This is a genomic window from Amycolatopsis lexingtonensis (genome assembly GCF_014873755.1).
Lineage (GTDB): Bacteria > Actinomycetota > Actinomycetes > Mycobacteriales > Pseudonocardiaceae > Amycolatopsis > Amycolatopsis lexingtonensis.
The window spans coordinates 1,627,854-1,646,017 of record NZ_JADBEG010000001.1 but is presented as its reverse complement, the minus strand read 5'-3'; the positions used below and the strand labels follow the sequence as shown (position 1 = coordinate 1,646,017).

Below are 18,164 nucleotides of genomic sequence, written 5' to 3'. Positions count from 1 at the left end.
ACTCACGTCCCACGAAGGAGGCGGCCATGACCGGTGACCCGGCCGAGACGAACCCCGAGCTGTACCAGGTGGTCTTCGAGAACGAGCGGGTGCGCGTGCTGGAGTACCGCGACCGCCCCGGCGACCGGACCGCGCCCCACCGGCACCCCGACACGGTGATGGTCACGCTGAGCGCGTTCCGCCGCCGCATTTCCTCCGGCGGCCGCGAGGTCGGCGTGGACCTGCCCGCCGGCGCAGTGCGCTGGGTCGCGGCGCAGGAGCACGCGGGCGAGAACGTCGGCACGACACCGACGCACTCCCTGTTCATCGAGCTGAAAGAGCCAGGCGGTGCGGTCGCGGGCGCCGCGCTGGGCCCTGCCTAGGCGCGGCCACCAAGCGCCCCAAGGTGGCCTTCGGTGCGTCAGACGCACCCAAGGCGGCCTTCGGTGCGCAAGACGCAACCAAGGCCACATTGGGGCGCTTGGGGCACCAGAAGCGCCCCGCCGGGCCTGGTGAACGTTCCGGGTGCCGCACCTAGGAACCGAGGACCGGGGCGAGGATCGGGGCCAGCCGGTCGGCGATCTTCGCGTGGCCGGCGTCGTTGGGGTGGCCGTCGCCGTCCGCGTAGTCCGTGCCGGTCGTCAGCCAGCCTTCGGTGGCGATGAACCGGACCTTCGCGTCCGCCACCGCCGCGACCGCGTTCTTCGTCTCCGTGACGTACCGCTTCTTCAACGTCTCGAAGGCGAAGAGCGTCGCGTCCGGGTACTTCGCCCTGATGTCCCGCAGCAGTTTCGTGTACGCCGCTTGGAAAACCGGCCCGCTGACGCTGTGCCCTGCGTCGTTGGTGCCGAGGTTGATCACCACCGCGGCGGCCTGGTACCGCGTGAAGTCCCATGCCGCGTCGCCGGTGCTGTCGGTGCGGAAGAACTGCGCCGCCTGGCCGACGCAGCCGGACGCCGCCACCAGACAGTAGCCCGAGCGCGCGATCTGCGTGTGCCGCACGCCGAGCTTCTCCCCCACCTGCCAGCCGTAGGCGGAGAGCGCGAGCTTGCTCGTCAGCGCGCCGTACGTGATCGAGTCGCCGACGAATTCGACCAGCTTCGACGGCAGCGTGACCGGGGCCGTCTTCGCGCCCGCGTCGAGGACCAGGCCCTGGAAGATCGTGTCGCCGGAGCGGTAGGACAGTCGCAGCGAATGCGTGCCGGCGGGCAGCGCCGACGGCGTCAGCGCGACGACGCCCTTCACCCCGGCGAAGAACACGTCGGGGCCGTTGTCGATGCTGGCGTAGAAGTTCACCGCGTCACGGGCCTTCACCTTCACCGTGGTGCCGGTGAACTTCGCCGTGACGTACGCGCCGGCCCAGTGCGGGACCGCGCCGGCGGACTCGGTCGTCCAGCGGCCGGTGTACGCGAGGTTCGCGTCGGTGACCGGGACGTCGGCGGCCACCGCCGGGGCGGCCGACACGGACAAGGCGACGGCGATCGTCAGGAACAGGCGCATGACGGCACTCCCGGAAGTCAATAAACGTACGGCCAGCCGGCGCTGTCGTAACCGATGAGGTTGATGCCGAGCTTGCCCGTCGCCGGCGTCGCGTCGGAGTAGTAATAGTGGTAGACCAGCACGTCGGCGTCGGTGTCGTGCAGCACCGCCACGTGCCCGGGACCGTGGACGTCGCCGTGGCTCGCCAGGATCTGCGTGCCGCCGCCCGCGGTCAGCCGGACGCCGTCGCGGTCGGTGTACGGCCCGGTGATCGACGTGGCCCGGCCGGCCATCACGCGGTACGTGCTCTTCGTGCCCTGGCAGCACAGGTCCCACGAAACGAACAGGTAGTAGTAGCTCCCGTGCTGCACGATGTACGGCGCTTCCTCGGCGGACGTGCTGCCGGTGCGCTGGGCGATGCTCCGCAGCGCCGTGTCGGACGTGCTGCGCTTGCCGGTCGCCGGATCGAGCCGGTACATCTTGATGCCGGTCCACCACGACCCGAAGCTCAGCCACCAGCGGCCACCCGAGTCGACGAACAGGTTGGGGTCGATCGCGTTGTAGTCGTCGCTCGTGCTCGTCTGCGTGACGATGCCCTGGTTGGTCCAGCTTCCCGGCAACCCGGTCGCACTGGTGGCCAGGAAGATCGCCGAGTTGCGGGAGCCGAACGTGGAAGCCGCGTAGTACAGGTAGTACTTGCCGTTGTGGAACGAGATGTCCGGTGCCCACAGGTAACCCGGGTGGGCCGGGTCGGTGAAGGGCGCGGTCCACGGCGCGCCGTTCGGCCAGACCGAGCCGATCTTCGTGAAGTGGATCCGGTCGGTCGAGCGGCGGATCTGCAGGTACTGATCGGTCGAGTAGAGCAGGTAGCTGCCGTCGGCCGCCCGGATCATCGACGGGTCGTGCACCGCCGTGATGTCCCCGGTGACGTACCCCGGGTCCGGGTAGCCGGCGGCTTCGGCCGCGGGCGCGCTCAGCAGGACGGCGGCCAAGACGGCGAGCAGGCGGGGCAGGCGCATGGGGTGTCCTAGGCTCGAGGGGTTTTCACGGTCAGTGCACGGGGTTCCACCCGTCGCCGCCCGCGAGGTAGCGCTGCGCGGTGAAGTCCGCGGCCTGCGCGGCGGTCAGCTGTGGCCGGTCGGTGCCGGTGCCCGCGCCGGCACCCGTGTTGTGGTACTCGAAGAACCGGGCGTCCTTCCACGAGAACCCCGACATGTCCGTCCACGGGGCCGCCTTGATCGCCGCCGGCAGGGCGGTCTCGCGGATGACGACCTGCGCGATCGCGTCGACGTCGCCGCTGGGGTGCCACGGCCGGCCCAGGTAGAAGCTCGACGCCGCCGCCGGGCTGAGCACGCGGCTGCCCACGATCAGGAAGCCGTACGGGTTGGTGCGCCGCGTGCTGGCCGCGGTCAGGTAGCCGTTCGGGTTCGAGCCGCGGTCGAGCGCGGTGATCGTCGCCCGGTCGAACACGGCGGTGGCGCGCCCGAAGAGGAAGTCGACGTCGCCGCTGATCGAGCAGTTCCGGTAGTACTGGCGGCCGGTCGTGCCGACGGCCGCGGTGTCGGCGTACAGCGTGTCCTGGTGCCCGAGGAAGGTGACGTTGTCGAAGACCATCCGGTCGCCGGTCGTCTTGACCGCGACGGCCTGGGTGGCGGTGATCTCCGGGTGGGCCTTGCGGTCGAAGGAGTTGCGGAAGGTCAGCGCCGTCGCGGTGAAGCCGTTGGCGGCGATCGTCGCGGTCGCGCTGCCGGTCGTGCCGTAGGTCGACCCGTCGGGCTTCTTCGTCCCGCTGGCGTTGTCGTAGTCGACGACTACGTCGGCCGCCTTGCCGGTGGTCCCCCGCAGGGTCACCCCGGTCTTGGCCGCGGGCACGGTGATCACCTCGCGGTAGGTGCCGGGCTTGATCGACACCGTGCCGCCCGCCGACACGGCGTCGATCCCGGCCTGGACGGTGGTGTGGGTGCCGGTGCCGTCCTTGGCCACGACGACGTTGACGACCGCGGCGCCGGCGGGCGGGGCGGCCAGCGCCGCGCCCGCGAGCGCCGAAGCGACGAGCAGGGTCTTGAGCATGACGCCTCCCTGGGAACGCCGCGGGTACCGGACGGCGGCCGGCACCCGCGGCGCGGCTCGGACTACCGGTAGGTGATGTTGGCGGTGGTGTAGAGGCAGTTCGTCGAGTCGGGACCGCTGCCGATCTTCGTCGGCTCGCCGCTGGTCACGCCCTTGTACTTCTGGCAGGGCTCGATCTTGCGGCTCGAGTCGCCGACGATGGTGATCCGCGTCAGCTTCGCGGTGTCGCCGTAGTTGGTGTTGATGCCGACGAGCGCCTTGCCCGGCGCGGTGGCGGTGACGTTGTCGACGACGACGTTGCGCTTGTACTGCGTCCCGCAGTTGCCGCAGCTGCGGTACAGCTTGCCGAAGTCGCTGACCTCGAAGTTCCGGATGTACATCGTGCCGGGACCGTTGTGCTGGAACACCTTGTCCGACGCCTTGCGCGCGCCGCCGCCGTCGATCGTCATGGTCTGCGAGGCGGAGGTGCCCTTGAACGTCGCCGCGTCCTCGCCGACGTCCTCCCACCAGACGTTGAGCAGCGTGCAGGTGCCGAGGCAGTGCACGCCGTCGGCGGCCGGGCTGCCCAGGACGACGTTCTTCAGCGTGGTGCCGTTGGCGAGCTGGAACAACGGGTCCTGGCCCTCGTCCTGGCCGCCGGACCCGAGGTCGCCGGTGCCGTAGAACCGCTTGAGCCCGCCGTCGTAGGTGCCGCTGGTGACCTTGATCGTCGCGCCGACCGGCACGTTCGTGCTCGGGCTCGGCCAGGTGGCGGCCGACGCGCTCGCGCCGGTGCCGGCCGCCGCGGAAACCACGAGCGCGGCGACCGCCGCCACCCGGATCATCCGGGAAATCACTGGGGAAACCATGCATCACTCCCTGGTCTGATTCTTCAATCGGCGCTGACGAAAACGTCCGACCGGGTTGTGAAAGCGCTTTCTCGTCACCGAGTTTCGGGTTGCGGGCAGTCGGTGTCAATGTCGTTCGCCGCGGGCGGCGGGCAAGTCGCCCGGATGGTCGCCGCCCGCGGCGCTTTTCAGAAAACACCGAAAGTGTCGAAACGTCAGCGGCCGCCGGGACCGGCGCCGGCGAGCACCCGCGCGGGAACCTGCCACGCCGGGTCGAGACGCTCCACCAGCGCGGGCGTCCACCCGGCGTCGGAGCCGAGGTCCGGGTCGTTCGCCGCGTTGTACTCGGCCAGCAGGTCCACCGGTTCCGGCCACGCCGTGCCGGTGGCCACCAGTGTGCCGGTCGCGTGCAGCACGGTCCCCTTCCAGTACTTGACCAGCGCGCCGAGCGGCACCGAAGCGGGGATCCGGAAGAAGTTGTTTTCCGCGTAGATCCGGGACTCCACGCCGACGCCCAGCGAATACGTGTAAGTTTCCGCGTCCCGCACCGAGTACAGGTTGTCGTAGACGTGCACCTGCCCGTACCGGACCCGCGGCGCGCGCTGCCCGATCTCCGAAAAGAGGTTGTGGTGCACGGTGACCCGCAGCTTGCCGACGTCGTAGGTGGGCTTGTCGGTGTTCCCGATCAGCATCGTCTTGTCGTGGTCGTGCAGCCGGTTGTACGACACCGTCACGAGGTCGGAGCCGTTCACGATGTCCAGCAGGCCGTCGTGCACTTCGTACTTGCGCCCGAAGTACGTCGGCTGCTCGGAGTTCCCGCCGTCGCCGAAGTCGTTGTGGTCCACCCAGACGTGCGTCGCGCCGACCAGGTCGACGTTGTCGTACTCGGAGTTCCAGTTGCCGTCGGCGCCGTCCAGCGGGTCCCACTGCGGGAAGCAGTCGTGCGCGTCGGCGAAGCTCAGGTTCCGCAGGATCACGTTGTCCCCGGTCACGCGCAGCGTCAGCCCGTGCAGCGTGCCGTGGTCGCCGATGATGGTCGTGTTCGGCCCGACGTCGAGGACGACCTGCGCCGCCTGGTTGGCCTGGGACCGGGCGCGGGCCTCCTCCAGCGGCCCGGACGGCTCGACCTTGCCCCAGGTCGCCGGGTCGTACGCCGCCAGGTAGGCGGGCAGGGTGTAGCCGGGGTCGGCGAAGTCGGTGCAGCTCATCGGCCGGTCCTGAGCATCCACATTGCCCTCGATGGTGCCCCGGACGCGGATGATCTTCGGTGCGCCCGGGTCCGCCGCCAGCGCGGCGGCGAGTTCCGATCGCTTGGTCACCGTGCGGACGCTCGTGGCGGCCGCTCCCCCGGTCGTCCCGGTGGTCGCCGCGGCCCAGCCGTCGTGCGCGCCGAGCACGACGCGGCCGGGGTCCTGTCCGTGCGCGGACGCGGGCGCGCAGGTCAGTCCGATCAGGGCGAGGCACCCCGCGAAAGCTTTCCAGAGCATGGCGGCTCCTTCACTCGGCCGCCCGGGCCGCGAGCTCGGCCAGCCGGGCGGGATCCGGCTCGCCGTCGACGACGACGAGGTGGTGGGTCAGCGTCAGTTCGCCGCCCGGTTCGAGCAGCCACGGCCGGTGGTAGGTCGTGGCGAAGCTGACCACCGGGAACGGCTCGGCGCGGACGTACCAGGCCGTCGGGTAGGCAGGGTTGGCCGGGCTGTCGGCGAACAGCAGCGTCGAGGTCCGCAGGCTGACGTCGTGCCGCCCGGTGAAGGCGAGCCACGGCGCGCGGTGCCCCATCGCGCCGTCCGCCGTCCGGCCGTCCGGGGTCCGGACGTCGCCGCCGACGAACGAGCGCGGCCCGCGCCAGAACAGCCCGCCGTAGCCCGCCGTGTCCCGGCCCTCGGTGACCGGGCTCCCCCAGCGCAGCTCGCGGCCGCTGGTGTTGCGCAGCCGGCTGGTCCAGGTGAGGGTCCAGTGCCCGCCGCCGGTGTCGTCGACGCAGACGTCACCGAAGCGCAGCGTTCGGTGCTCGGTCAGCCAGCGCCGCCCGGCCGCGGTGCGCCAGGCCAGTTCGTGCCGCAGTTCGCAGTGCCCGGCCGCGGACACCAGGCTTTCCCAGCGGACGTGGCCGACGGTGCCGTTGTTGTCCAGCGGGGTGTACCCGCGGCCGCGCACGTAGGTGCGGCCACCCCAGAAGTTCTCGCCCGACAGGTGGGCCATCGTGAACTGCAGGCCGTTGTGCCACGTGTGGTCGTGCGGCCGGACCGCGGTGACGACCTCGCCCGCGGTGGTGCGCAGCGGGTGCAGGTACGGCTTCGGCGAATCCCCGGCCGGGGTCGGCGGCGCGACCACGTACTCGGCCAGGACGAGTTCGCCGAGGCAGACCCGCACCCGGCCGTCGTCGTCCTCGACCAGCTCCAGCGTCCCGTCCCCGACCGCCGCCCGGCTCACGCCGGCTCCCCGATCTCGGCGAGCAGGTCCGCGACGGCGACCGGCTGTCCGGTCACCAGCGACCGGTTGGCGGCCAGCCCGGTGAGCAGCGCCGCCAGCCCCGCGTCGTGGTCGGCCGCGCAGCCGAGGGCGTCCGGCTCGGCGTCCCCGAGCAGTTCGGCGAGCATCCGTTCGTCCCCGCCGCCGTGGCCCTCGCCGAGAACCTGGTCGAGCACGACCTCGGGCGGCGCCCAGAGCCGTTGCAGCGTCAGCCGGGCGCGGCCGGGTTCGGCCCGCGCCCCTGGCGGGAGGTCACCGATGGACCCCGCGTGCTCGTTTTCCCGGACGTCGAGCTCCAGCCGTCCCTCGCTGCCGGAGAAGGCGACGCGGTAGCCCTCGCGCGGCGAATACGCGTGAAGGTGGTAGTTCAGCACCGCGCCGCCGCGGTGGCGCACGAGCACCGACAGGTCGTCCTCGATCGTGATGCCGGGCGCGAAGACGTTGCGGTCGCGCAGGTAGCCGTCCTCGGTCTCGGCGTCCCGGTAGAGCGCCCGCAGCCGGGGCGAGCGGTCGAGGTCGAGCGCGAACGGGTCGCCGGTGGTGCCGGTGCCCCGCACGTATTCCGTCCGCTGCCCGTGCTTCCGGCCGTTTTCCTCGCCGTAGAAGAAGAGCCGGCCCAGCGCGAACACCGTCTCGGGGCCGCTGCCGAGCCACCAGTTGACGAGGTCGAAGTGGTGGCCGGACTTGTGCACGAGCAGGCCGCCGGAGTTCGCCTTGTCGCGGTGCCAGCGGCGGAAGTAGTCGGCGCCGTGCGCGGTGTCGAGCAGCCAGCTGAACTCGACCGAGCCGATCTCCCCGATCGCGCCGTCCCGCAGGAGTTCCCGCACTCGGCGGTGCACCGGGTTGTAGCGGTAGTTGAAGGTGACGCGCACCGAGCGTCCCGTCTCGCGCCGCGCCGCCAGGATCCGGCGGGCGCCTTCGGCGTCGGTGGTCATGGGCTTTTCGGTGACGACGTCGCAGCCGGCCTCGAGCGCGGCGACGACGTAGTCCGCGTGCGTGTGGTCGGGCGTGCAGACCACGACGACGTCGATGCGTTCCTTCGCCAGCATGGCGGTGAAGTCGGCCGGCCGGTAGCCGGGCACCGCCGTGCCCAGCCAGCCGTTGTGGACGCGCATGCGGGTCTCGGTGGAGTCGCAGAAGGCGGCGAGCTCCGCCCGCGGCGACCCGGCCAGTGCCCGGGCGAACAGCCCGGCCCGGGAGCCCAGGCCGACGATCGCGTACCTACGCACCACCATCACCTCTCTCTCCGGCGCGCGCACCGGCGCCGGTCCAGGGCAGGGCGAGTTCGGAGAAGAGGGCGAGCCGCTCGGCGGCGGTGTCCACGGCGACGTCGACGCCCGGCACGACGTGGTGCCGGTCGGGCCCGCTCCCGACGGCCCGGACCCACCCGCTGGGCAGCGGCCGCGGCTCGGGCGCGTCGCGGACCGCCTCGACGAGCGCGGTGAAGGCCCGGGTCGCCGACAGCGGCGCCCGCAGCGGAACGCCGTCACGCAGGTGCTCGACGAGGTTGACCAGGAGGTCTTCGGGCGGGTCGACGGGAATCGGCGTCCCCCGGATCTCCAGCCGGTCGGTCTTGTACTCCCACCGGATCCGGCCTTCGGTGCCGTGCACGAGGACGTAGGGCTGGTGATCGGCCGCGGCGGCGAGCGTGGCCGCGACGACGATGTCCGGCGCGCCGGCGAAGGCGAGCCGGGCGCAGGCGGTGTCGTCGGATTCGATGTCGCGGGCGCGGTAGAGCTCGACGGTCAGCTGGTCCGGGAGCAGGTTCGCGGTCCCGTTGAGCAGCAAAACGGTCGCCACGGCGTGCGCGAAGGGGTTGGTGAGGGCGCCGTCCACGACCGGCTGCCCGCCGACGCGGCGCCGTCCCGCCCACTCGGTCCGCCCGAAGTACCGGTCCCGCCGGATCCAGGCCCCGGCGGCGGCGATCCCGGTGACCGTCCCGATCTCCCCGCGCCCGATCGCCGCCCGGACGAGCGGGACGGCGGCCGAGCCGAAGCTCTGGAACCCGGTCTGGCAGGCGAGGCCGCGGTCACGGGCGTGCCGCTCGAGTTCGCCGAATCCGTCGAGGTCGAGCACTGGGGGCTTCTCGACCAGCAGGTGGCACCCGGCTTGGAGTGCGACGCGGGCGAGCGGCAGGTGGGTGTGCGGCGGCGTCGCGACGACGGCGATGTCCGCGCCGGCGGCGAGTTCTCCGGGGTCGGTGGTGAGTTTGGCGTGGGTTGGCAGGAGCGCGCAGGCTTCTTCCGGCGGCTCGCGGACGTCGCACGCGCCGGCGAGGACGATCTCGCCGCGATCGTGGAGCGCGCGGGCGCGGCGGAGGTGGGTGAGGGCGTGCCCGGCGGTCCCGAAGACGACGACGGCGGGGATCATGACCGCGGACCGCGGGTCGCGACGGCGGCGAGGCAGAGGGGGCCGGTGACCACGAAGGCGAGGATGGGGAGCATCCAGACGAGGACGGCGGAGAGGAGGACGGCTCCGGCGAGGAGTGCGACATTGCCGGGTGAGGCTGCGGTGCCGCGGGCGGCGGCGAAGGTTGCGCGGCGCCAGGACGGTTCGCCTGACGAGACGGACTCGCAGGTCCGCACCGCGACCACCACCGCCGCTCCGGCCAGCACCCCCAGTACCGGCCGGAGCAACCCGGCGCCCGGCAGCGAACCCGCCACCTCCAGGTCCACCGCGAACACCACCACCGCCGCGAGGCACCCCAACCCGAACACCACCCCACCACGGACCACCGCACGGAAGTCCGCCCAGAACGTCGTCCACAGTGGACCGCCCACCCCCCTCCGGGAGCGGTCGACCGCACGACAACCCGCCACCAGCGCCGGGGCCGCCGTCACCACCGGCACCGACGCCAGTGCCACCAGCAATCCCGCCAGCAGGCAGTCCGAGAACTCCCCCAGCCCCGCCCGCCACGTCGCTTCGCGCATCCCCTCACCCCTTCAGGCCGCTGGTGCTCACGCCCTCCACCAGCAGGCGCTGGAAGGCGAGGAAGAACAGCACGATCGGGACCAGCGCGAGCGCGGACATCGCGAACATCGCGCCGAAGTTCGACTGGCTGCTGGTGTCCACGAACAGCCGCAGCCCCAGCGGCACCGTGAACTTCTCCGTGTCGTTGAGGTACACCATCTGCGTGAAGAAGTCGTTCCACGTCCAGATGAACGTGAAGATCGACGTCGTCACCAGCGCCGGTTTCGACAGCGGGAGCACCACGTGCCAGAAGGTCCGGTACACCGAACAGCCGTCGATGATCGCGGCCTCGTCCAGTTCCCGCGGGATGCCGCGCATGAACTGCACGATCAGGAACACGAAGAACGCCTCGGTCGCCAGCAGCTTCGGCAGGATCAGCGGCACGAACGTGTTGACCAGCCCGGCCTGCTGGAAGATCACGTACTGCGGGATCAGCGTCACGTGGTAGGGCAGCATCAACGTCGTGATCATGAACGCGAACAGCGCGCCGCGGAACCGGAAGTTCAGCCGGGCGAAGGCGTACGCGGCCAGCGAGCACGACAGCACGTTCGCCACCACCGACAGCCCGGCCACCAGGAAAGAATTCAAGAAGAAGCGGCCGAACCCGACGTCCGCCGCGCCTTCCCAGCCCTTCGTGTAGCCGTCGAAGACGAACCGCGTCGGCAGCAGCGCCAGCCTCGACAGGATCTCGTCCGGTGGCTTGACCGACGCGAACGCCAGCCACACCAACGGGTACAGCACCACCGCCACGATCACCAGGCACAGCACGTGCCAGCCGAACGACCGGGCCGAACGCGGGAGCACGGTCATGTCCGCTCCTCGGCGTCGTCGTAGAACACCCAGAGCTTCGCGGTGCGGAAGACGATCGCCGTCACGATCGCGATCACCGCCAGCAGCACCCACGCCATCGCCGAGGCGTAGCCCATCCGGAAGTCCTGGAAGCCGACCTCGAACAGGTAGAGCGTGTAGAACAGGTCCGCATCGGCCGGGCCGCCGCGGCCGCCGCCGATGACGAACGCCGGGGTGAACGCCTGGAACGCGTGGATGGCCTCCATCACCAGGTTGAAGAAGATCACCGGCGACAGCATCGGCAGCGTGATGTGCCGGAAGCGGCGGAACGCGCCCGCGCCGTCGATCGCCGCGGCCTCGTGCAGTTCCGCCGGGATCTGCTTGAGCCCGGCCAGGAAGATCACCATCGGCGCGCCGAACTGCCACACCCCGAGCAGCACGATCGAGGCCAGGCTGAACTGCGGGTCGTCGACCCAGCTCGGCGTGTGCCAGCCGAAGAACGCCAGCACCTCGTTCACCGGGCCGCCGCCCATGAACAGCGCCCGCCACACCAGCGCCGCCGCGACGCTGGCGCCGAGCAGCGACGGCGCGTAGAACGCCGCCCGGTAGAAGCCGTTCGCGCCGCGGCGGGTGTTCAGCAGCATCGCCACCAGCAGCGACACCGTCAGCTTCAGCGGCACCGAAACCAGGACGTAGATCAGCGTGACCTTCACCGACTGCAGGTAGCGGTCGTCGTCGGTGAACATGTGCGTGAAATTGCCGAAGCCGACCCAGTCCGGTGCGGTGAACAGGTCGTAGTCGGTGAACGACAGGTACAGCGAGACGACCATCGGGCCGACGGTCAGCGCCACCGCGCCGAGCAGCCACGGCGTCAGGAACGCGAAGGCCTCCGGCTGGCCCTTCCGGCGGCGCCGGGCCGGCCGGGCGCGCACGGCCGCTTCGGGAGCGACCGGCGGGTCCGGGGTACGCAGGGTCGTCATCGGCTACGACAGCCCCTTCTCGGCTTCGGTCATGAACCGGCTGACGGCGTCGTCGATGCTCATCCGCCCGAACGCGACCTCTTCGTACGTGCGCTGCAGCAGCTTCTGGATCGCGCCGGCACCCTTCGGCGGCACCGGCGGGGCGGCCCCGAGCTTCGGTTCCAGCGCGGCTTCGTAGTCGTAGAGGGTCTTGTCGTTGCCGGTCGCCGACCCCGCCAGCTGCGCGCGGACCTTGAGGTTCGGGGCGAGCCCGCGGTCGGTGCCGACGATCTTGCCCACCTCGGCGTCGTTCACCAGGAAGTCGACGAGCTTCGCGGCCGCCTCCTGCTGCGCGCTGCGGGCCGAGACGGCCAGGAACATCGACGGCCGCCGGTACTGCCCGGTTTCACCGGCCTTGTCGCTCGGGTACGGCGCCACGTTCAGCGGCTTGCCGTTCGCCTTCTGGTACGCGGGCAGCAGGTTGTCGTAGGCGAACTCCGAGCTGGTCAGCTTCTTGCCCAGCGGCGCCTGCTCAGGCGAGGTGTTGTAGGACGCCGTGACGTCCGCGGGCGAGGCGCCCTTGGCGTCCCGGAAGCTGCTCGCGAGCTGCCAGTAGCGGCGCAGGTCGTCGGCGGTGAAACCGAGCTTGCCCTCGGGGGTGTAGAACTGCTTGCCCTGCTGGCGCAGCCAGATCTCCAGCGTGGTGTCGAGGATGCCGAAGTCGGTCGCACCGCGCGCGGCGAACCCGCTGGCGGCGCTGACCTTCTGCGTCGCGTCGGCGTACTGCTGCCACGTCATGCCCTTGGCCGGGTCCGCGCCGGCCGCGGTGAAGGCCGCCGGGTCGTAGATCATCGCCGGGGTGTTCTGCGCCCACGGCACGGCGTACCGCTTGCCCTGGTACACCCCGGTGGCGGCCAGCTCAGGGTTGACGTCGGCGAGCGAGATCGCCTTGCCCGCGCCCTGGTTCAGGTCGGCCAGCACGCCCCGGCCGCCGTACTCGGCCAGGTACCGCGTGTCGACGTTGAGCACGTCCGGCGGCTTGCCCCCGGCCGTCTGCGTCGCCAGCTTCTCCCAGTAGGCCGCGTACGCCGAGAACGACGTCTGCACCTTGATCTTCGGGTTCTTCCGCTGGAACAGCTCGACGGCCTTCTTCGTCAGGTTCGCGCGGCCGTCGCTGCCCCACCAGACGAAGGTGATGGTCACGTCCCCGTCGCCGGACCCGGAGCCCGAGCCGCACGCGGCCACCCCGGTCAGCAGCAGGGGAACCACCACGGCCAGCGCGGCGAGCCCGCGCCGGGTCCCACGCACAGTTGTCCGCCCCATCGAATTCTCCGTCCTCAGCCGGTCAGCACTTTTCTGAAAACGCTGTCAGCGCGCTCACGGTAGGCAGTGCGCCACACCGGTGTCAACGGTCGAATCGGGAGTACAACCCTTGTGCAGCAATGGTTTCAGGGAAATGAGGGCACGTTGAGAAAGCGCTTACAGCAACCGGGTGGATGACCGGGGCTGCCAGCGCGATGGGCACCGGCACGCGCTATCCGGTGCGTTGGGCGGTCCTCGCCGCCCGCGCGGCGCTCGCCCACGGGACGCCGATTTCGGAGAACAGCGCCAGCCGGTCCGCGGCGACGGCGACCTCTTCGCCGATCCCCCGCACCACCGGGTGCCGGCTCGCCCCCTCGCCGACCGTGCGGATCCAGCCCGCCGGGATCCGCGACGGCGACGGCGCGTCCCGGACCGCCCCGACCACCGAGGCGAACGCCCGGGTCCGCGCCAGCGGCGCGAGCAGCGGCACCCCGGCCGGGTCCCGGCGGTGGGCCACCAGGTTGCGCAGCAGGTCGGCAGGGGCCCCGAGGTGGACGCGCTCGTCGTCGAGCTCCAGGCGGTGGCTCTTGTACCAGAACTTCGCGCGGCCCTTCGTGCCGTGCACGACCACGTAGGGCTCGTGGTCCTGCTCCGCGCACAGCGACGCGGCGACGACGACCTCGGGACCGGCCGCGAACCGGATGCGCAGGCACGCGGTGTCGTCGGCTTCGATGTCGCGCGTGCCGTAGAGCTCGAGCGCGATTTCCGCCGGGTCGCGGCCGCCGACCCCGCCGACGAGCAGCGCGGTGGCCACCGCGTGGGAGAACGGGTTGGTCAGCGCGCCGTCGACGACGGCCTCGCCGTCGAGCCACCGGCGGCCCGCCCACGGGTTGCGGCGGTAGTAGGCGTCGGTGCGGATCCACGCCCCGGCCGCGCCGACGCCCACGACGTCGCCGAGCCGGCCGGCGTCGATCGCCGCGCGCAGGACGGGCAGGGCCGGGGAACCGAAGCTCTGGAACCCGGTCTGGCAGGCCGCGCCGGATTCCGCGGCCAGCCGGGTCAGCGTGGTGAACCCGGCGAGGTCGAGCACCGGTGGGGTTTCCAGGAGCAGGTCACCGCCCGCGCGCAGCACCGCGCCGCCGACCCGGACGTGGGCGTGCGGCGGGGTCGCGACGACGGTGATGTCGGGGCGGCACCGGCGGAGCAGGTCGTCGACGCCAAGGTGCGCCGTGGCCCCCTCGGGCAGCAGCGCGATCGCGGCGGCGGAGGGCACCCGGATGTCGGCCATGCCCGCGAACCGGACCAGGCCCTCGTCGTGCAGGATGCGCGCGCGGTGCAGGTAGCTGAACGCGTAGCCGGACGTGCCGACGACGGCCAGCCTCGGCGGGTCCGCGGCGGTGCGGCTCCGGCTCCCCGGCATGGGTCTCCGATCGGCGGGGCCCGCCCGGGCCGCGCGGAAGGTGACGAAATGGGTGAGGCGTTCGGGAGAAAGTTCCGGTCGTCACGGTAAGGCGTTCCGGACAAGAGTGTCAACGTTCGTCGAATTCATCGAAACAAAGGTACTCCGAACGGAGGTGGGTGATTCGAGATAGCGCTTACTGGAAACGCATGATGGGTTTGCAGCATTTGTTGACAACGCTGCCGGGCGTTTCCATCATGGTGCAGGACCATGAGGAGTAGCCGTGACCGTGACGATTCACGACGTCGCCCGCCTCGCCAACGTGTCGATCTCGACGGTGTCCCGGGCGTTCACGTCACCGGATCTGGTCCGCCGGCAGACCCGCACGCGGGTGCTGGCCGCGGCGACCGAACTGGGCTACCACGCGGTGGGCACGCCCCAGCCGGTGCCCACCGCGCGCACCGGGCACATCGGCATCGTGGTTTCGGACCTGGGCAACCCGTTCTTCACCGGCGTGCTCAACGGCGTCCAGGCCCGCGCGCGCCAGGACGACATCGCCGTGCTGTTCGCCAACAGCGACGAGGACCCGGCGACCGAGCAGAACCTCGTCCGCCGGATGGCGAAGCAGGTCGACGGCGTCGTGCTGTGCAGCCCGAGCATGACCGACGACCAGCTCCGCGCGCTCGCCGGGCAGACCACCCTGGTGCTGCTCAACCGGGAGGTGGCCGGCATCCCGTCGATCGTGATGGACGCCGCGGACGGGATGCGGCAGGCGATCCAGCACCTGGCCGCGCTCGGCCACCGCCGCTGCGCCTACCTGGGCGGGCCGCGGGCGTCGTGGGCCAACCGGGCCCGGCGCCACGGCCTGGCGGAGGCGGCCGAGCGGCACGGCACCGACGTCGTCGAGTTCGGCCCGTTCCCGCCGGTGTTCGAGGGCGGGCTGCAGGGCGCGGACCTCGCGCTGGCGGCCGACGTGACGGCGATCGTCGCCTACAACGACCTCGTCGCCTTCGGCGCGCTGGCGCGGCTCAACGCCCGCGGCGTGCCGGTGCCGGACGAGATCAGCCTGGTCGGTTTCGACGACCTGGTGTTCGCGGCCATCTCCGCGCCGCCGCTGACGACGATCGCGATGCCGACGGAGGCGGCGGGCCGCGCGGCGGTGACGATCCTGCTGGGCCTGCTCGACGGCGAGGCGGACGAGCGCACGGCGCAGGTGCTCGACACGTATCTCATCGTGCGCGCCACCACGGCTCCCCCGGCGAGCTAGTACGGCCAGTCTGGACCATCGCTCCGGCAGCAGGTGTGCTCAGGGACCACCGGGGCCCGGCGGCACCGGCGGCGACGCACCCAATGTGGCGTTCGGTGCGCTCGACGCACCCAATGTGGCGTTGGGTGCGTCAGACGCACCCAACGCCACATTGGGGCGATTCTCCCGCCGCCGGACGACCGGACCAGGCCCGGTCGCCGGAGCGCCACGACGGGCGGGTGGCCCGCCGGGAGCCGTCCCGGCGGATCAGGTGCCGAAGACGTGCCGGTCCAGGAACGGGTTGCGGAACTTGCCGCCCGGGTCGAGAGTCGCCGCCAGCGCCCGGAAATCGGCCAGGCGCGGGTAGTCGCCGCGGACGTCGTGGAAGAGCTTGCCCCAGTGCGGCCGCGCGCCGAACCCGGCCAGGCGTTCCTCGAGGACCGGCAGGACCGCCTCGACCTCGGCCTGACGCGGCTGCCAGGTGAAGTGCAGCGCGACGCGGTCGCCGCCGTGGCACGGGCTCAGCCACAGCTCGTCGCCCGCGATCGCGCGGATCTCCGACACCAGCAGCACCGGCGCGACGAGCCCGGCGAGCTCGCGGACCGCCGCGATGGCGGCCGTCGCGTGCTCGTACGGCACGAAGTACTCCGACTGCAGCTCGTCCCCGACGCTCGGGGTGAACGCGAGCGCGAAGTGCGGCAGCCGCTCGTGCCACGGGCCGGGAACCCCTTGCTGCGGCGTGCAGTTCCCGGCCGTGATCCCCGCGGCGTGCGCCGGGTGTCGCGGGCCGTCCGCGGGAACCGCGCCGAACAGCTCGCTCCGCTCGGTGAAAGCGCCTTCCCGGCTCTTGACCCACGCCAGGTCGATGGCGTCGTTCGCCCAGTTCGTGAAGAGGCTGACGCTGTACCCGGCGTCTTCGATCTCGTCGAAGTGCCGGTACGCGGCCTCCCACGGCAGGGCGTCGAAGACGTCTTGGCGGACGTCGAACGCGGGCACCGTGTCGAGCGTCAGCCGGGTGACGACCCCGACCGCGCCGAGCCCGACGACCAGGCCGGGGAACTCGGCGTCGGCGCGGGTGAACGTCCGCAGGCCGCCGTCGGCGGTGACCAGCTCGACCGCCGAGACGGCCGCGGCGAGCCCCGGCTGCCGCCGCCCGGAGCCGTGGGTGCCGGTCGCGACGCTGCCGGCCACCGTGATGTGCGGGAGCGAAGCCAGGTTGGGCAGGGCGAAGCCGGCGGCGTGCAGCTGCTCGGCGAAGTCGCCGTAGCGCGCGGACCCGCCGACGGTCACCGTGCCGTCGCCGATCTCCACGCCGGCGTCGAGCGCGCGCAGGTCCAGCAGCGTCCCGCCCGGGGAGTCCGCGATGTCGTTGAAGCAGTGGCGGCTGCCGAGGGCCTTGACGCGGCTCGCGCCGGCGACGGCCTCCCGCACTTCGTCCACCGTCCGCGGCGTCAGGACGGTGCCCGCCGCATAGGTGTGGTTCCCGGCCCAGTTCGACTCGCCCACCCGTTGCGCCCTTTCCCGTGCCGGAGATCCGCCTCCGACCCTACGCTCAGCGCGCCGGGATGATCGCCTGGTGGGTGCCGCCGAGGCCGCGGGGACCGAGCAGGCGGCCCATCCGCTTGGGCATCCGCAGCGTGATCGCGCGGTCGACGACGCGCGCGCCCGGGGCCGCGGCCGCCAGCGCCGACTCGTAGGCCGTGCAGCCGGCCGGCTCGCGCAGCCACGCCGAGACGACCAGGTTGCCCTCCCCCACGACCGCCGCCGAGAGCCGGGTTTCCGGGAGCTGGGCGATCGCCGCGCCGGCGCGGTCGAGGTCCGTCGCGGCGACGTCCAGGCGGTAGCCCGCGATCACCGGCCAGCCCGCCGGGACGTGCGCGAGGTCGCAGCGGAAGTCCAGTTCGTGGTTGCGCACCATCCGCGCCAGCGCGCGCCGCACCGCCGACTCGCTCATCCGGCAGTCGCGGGCCAGCTCGGCGTAGCTGCGCCGCCCGTCCTCGCCGAGGGACTCCACCAGCGCACGCAGGTCCCGGTCGTTCCACTGCTGCGGGACGACCAGCCGGGCCTGCTCCGCGGTGTCGTCCAGCACCGCCCGCTGTTCCGGGGCCAGCGCGTTGACCAGCCAGCCGCTGCCCTCGCGGTAGACGCGGGTGGCGACGGCGAACCGCACCTCCAGCACCCCGGGCAGGGCGCCGATCCGGCCGGTGACCAGTGCGTCCAGTGCGTCGAGGTCGCGCGCCGCAAGTGACAGGAACAGCCCGAACCGGCTGGTCGTGCGCTCGACGCTGAACACCGCCGGCCAGCCGCAGAGCTCCTGGGTGAGGGCGGCGAGCGCGTCCGGGCGACAGGCCACGTCGACGTACCCGACCGTGGTGGTCGGAGCGGTGACGTACGCGGTGAGCCAGGCGAGCCCGGCCGCCTGCAGCCGGTCCCAGCGGCGGGCCGCCGTCGTGGCGTCGGTGCCCACGGCGGCGGCGATCCGGGTCCACGGCGCCCGCGGGTCGCGCTGCAGCGCCTCCACCAGCGCGAGGTCCGAAGCACTCGGGCGCGCCGGTTCCGGCGGAGCCGAAGGAACGGGCATGGCGCATTGTGCCCTGATCATGATCACCTGCCAAGGGCCGCCGGGACGTCTTGAACGGGTCGTTCACCTCACCAGACGACATGAACGAGTC

At 71.9% G+C, this 18,164-nt stretch carries 17 protein-coding genes; 2 read left to right on the top strand and 15 right to left on the bottom strand.

All coding sequences use genetic code 11. The features are described from left to right. Positions 1–26: 26 nt before the first annotated feature. Complete coding sequence (locus tag H4696_RS07840; RefSeq protein WP_086858532.1) at positions 27–362, top strand: cupin domain-containing protein; 336 nt, start codon at positions 27–29, stop codon at positions 360–362. Positions 363–513: 151 nt separating this feature from the next. On the opposite strand, the gene H4696_RS07835 is transcribed toward H4696_RS07840, so the two are convergent. The 13 genes from H4696_RS07835 to H4696_RS07775 all read right to left on the bottom strand — a co-directional run bounded on the left by H4696_RS07835 (position 514) and on the right by H4696_RS07775 (position 14,267). Beyond that, positions 514–1,479, bottom strand: a complete 966-nt coding sequence (locus tag H4696_RS07835; protein WP_086858533.1) for an SGNH/GDSL hydrolase family protein — start codon at positions 1,477–1,479, stop codon at positions 514–516. A gap of 17 nt (positions 1,480–1,496) precedes the next feature. Then, the gene (locus H4696_RS07830) at positions 1,497–2,477 is read right to left on the bottom strand and encodes an arabinan endo-1,5-alpha-L-arabinosidase (protein ID WP_086858534.1); all 981 of its coding nucleotides are present in this window, start codon (positions 2,475–2,477) and stop codon (positions 1,497–1,499) included. A 31-nt stretch (positions 2,478–2,508) separates the two neighbouring features. Then, on the bottom strand, positions 2,509–3,528 hold the full coding sequence (locus tag H4696_RS07825) for a pectinesterase family protein (RefSeq protein ID WP_086858535.1): 1,020 nt from the start codon (positions 3,526–3,528) through the stop codon (positions 2,509–2,511). A gap of 62 nt (positions 3,529–3,590) precedes the next feature. Continuing rightward, entirely contained in the window at positions 3,591–4,361 is a 771-nt protein-coding gene (locus tag H4696_RS07820) for a pectate lyase (protein ID WP_086858546.1), read from the bottom strand. A 209-nt stretch (positions 4,362–4,570) separates the two neighbouring features. Beyond that, positions 4,571–5,842, bottom strand: coding sequence for a pectate lyase family protein (locus H4696_RS07815; protein ID WP_086858536.1), 1,272 nt, complete (start codon positions 5,840–5,842; stop codon positions 4,571–4,573). Positions 5,843–5,852: 10 nt separating this feature from the next. After that, entirely contained in the window at positions 5,853–6,788 is a 936-nt protein-coding gene (locus H4696_RS07810) for a DUF6807 domain-containing protein (protein ID WP_086858537.1), read from the bottom strand. Continuing rightward, positions 6,785–8,062, bottom strand: coding sequence for a Gfo/Idh/MocA family protein (locus H4696_RS07805; RefSeq protein WP_169734927.1), 1,278 nt, complete (start codon positions 8,060–8,062; stop codon positions 6,785–6,787). The genes H4696_RS07810 and H4696_RS07805 overlap by 4 nt, the downstream gene beginning before the upstream one ends. Continuing rightward, entirely contained in the window at positions 8,049–9,197 is a 1,149-nt protein-coding gene (locus H4696_RS07800; protein ID WP_086858539.1) for a Gfo/Idh/MocA family protein, read from the bottom strand. The genes H4696_RS07805 and H4696_RS07800 overlap by 14 nt, the downstream gene beginning before the upstream one ends. After that, a complete protein-coding gene (locus H4696_RS07795; protein ID WP_086858540.1) occupies positions 9,194–9,757 on the bottom strand; it encodes a DUF624 domain-containing protein in 564 nt (187 codons plus the stop codon). Before H4696_RS07795 ends, H4696_RS07800 begins: the two co-directional genes overlap by 4 nt. Positions 9,758–9,761: 4 nt before the next feature. After that, complete coding sequence (locus H4696_RS07790) at positions 9,762–10,607, bottom strand: carbohydrate ABC transporter permease (RefSeq protein WP_086858541.1); 846 nt, start codon at positions 10,605–10,607, stop codon at positions 9,762–9,764. Then, positions 10,604–11,566 carry a carbohydrate ABC transporter permease gene (locus tag H4696_RS07785; protein ID WP_086858542.1) on the bottom strand — a complete coding sequence of 321 codons (963 nt, stop codon included), beginning with the start codon at positions 11,564–11,566 and terminating at the stop codon, positions 10,604–10,606. The genes H4696_RS07790 and H4696_RS07785 overlap by 4 nt, the downstream gene beginning before the upstream one ends. 3 nt (positions 11,567–11,569) lie before the next feature. Then, entirely contained in the window at positions 11,570–12,868 is a 1,299-nt protein-coding gene (locus tag H4696_RS07780; protein WP_225955622.1) for an ABC transporter substrate-binding protein, read from the bottom strand. A gap of 211 nt (positions 12,869–13,079) precedes the next feature. Further along, positions 13,080–14,267 carry a Gfo/Idh/MocA family protein gene (locus tag H4696_RS07775; RefSeq protein ID WP_086858543.1) on the bottom strand — a complete coding sequence of 396 codons (1,188 nt, stop codon included), beginning with the start codon at positions 14,265–14,267 and terminating at the stop codon, positions 13,080–13,082. A 262-nt stretch (positions 14,268–14,529) separates the two neighbouring features. Between H4696_RS07775 and H4696_RS07770 the strand changes: the two genes are divergently transcribed. Then, the gene (locus H4696_RS07770; RefSeq protein WP_086858544.1) at positions 14,530–15,513 is read left to right on the top strand and encodes a LacI family DNA-binding transcriptional regulator; all 984 of its coding nucleotides are present in this window, start codon (positions 14,530–14,532) and stop codon (positions 15,511–15,513) included. Positions 15,514–15,759: 246 nt separating this feature from the next. Here H4696_RS07770 and H4696_RS07765 read toward each other — a convergent pair whose 3' ends face one another. Both H4696_RS07765 and H4696_RS07760 read right to left on the bottom strand, forming a co-directional pair. Then, complete coding sequence (locus H4696_RS07765) at positions 15,760–16,998, bottom strand: FAD-binding protein (RefSeq protein ID WP_192782147.1); 1,239 nt, start codon at positions 16,996–16,998, stop codon at positions 15,760–15,762. 46 nt (positions 16,999–17,044) lie between these two features. After that, on the bottom strand, positions 17,045–18,073 hold the full coding sequence (locus H4696_RS07760; protein ID WP_086865377.1) for an Lrp/AsnC family transcriptional regulator: 1,029 nt from the start codon (positions 18,071–18,073) through the stop codon (positions 17,045–17,047). Positions 18,074–18,164 lie beyond the last annotated feature (91 nt).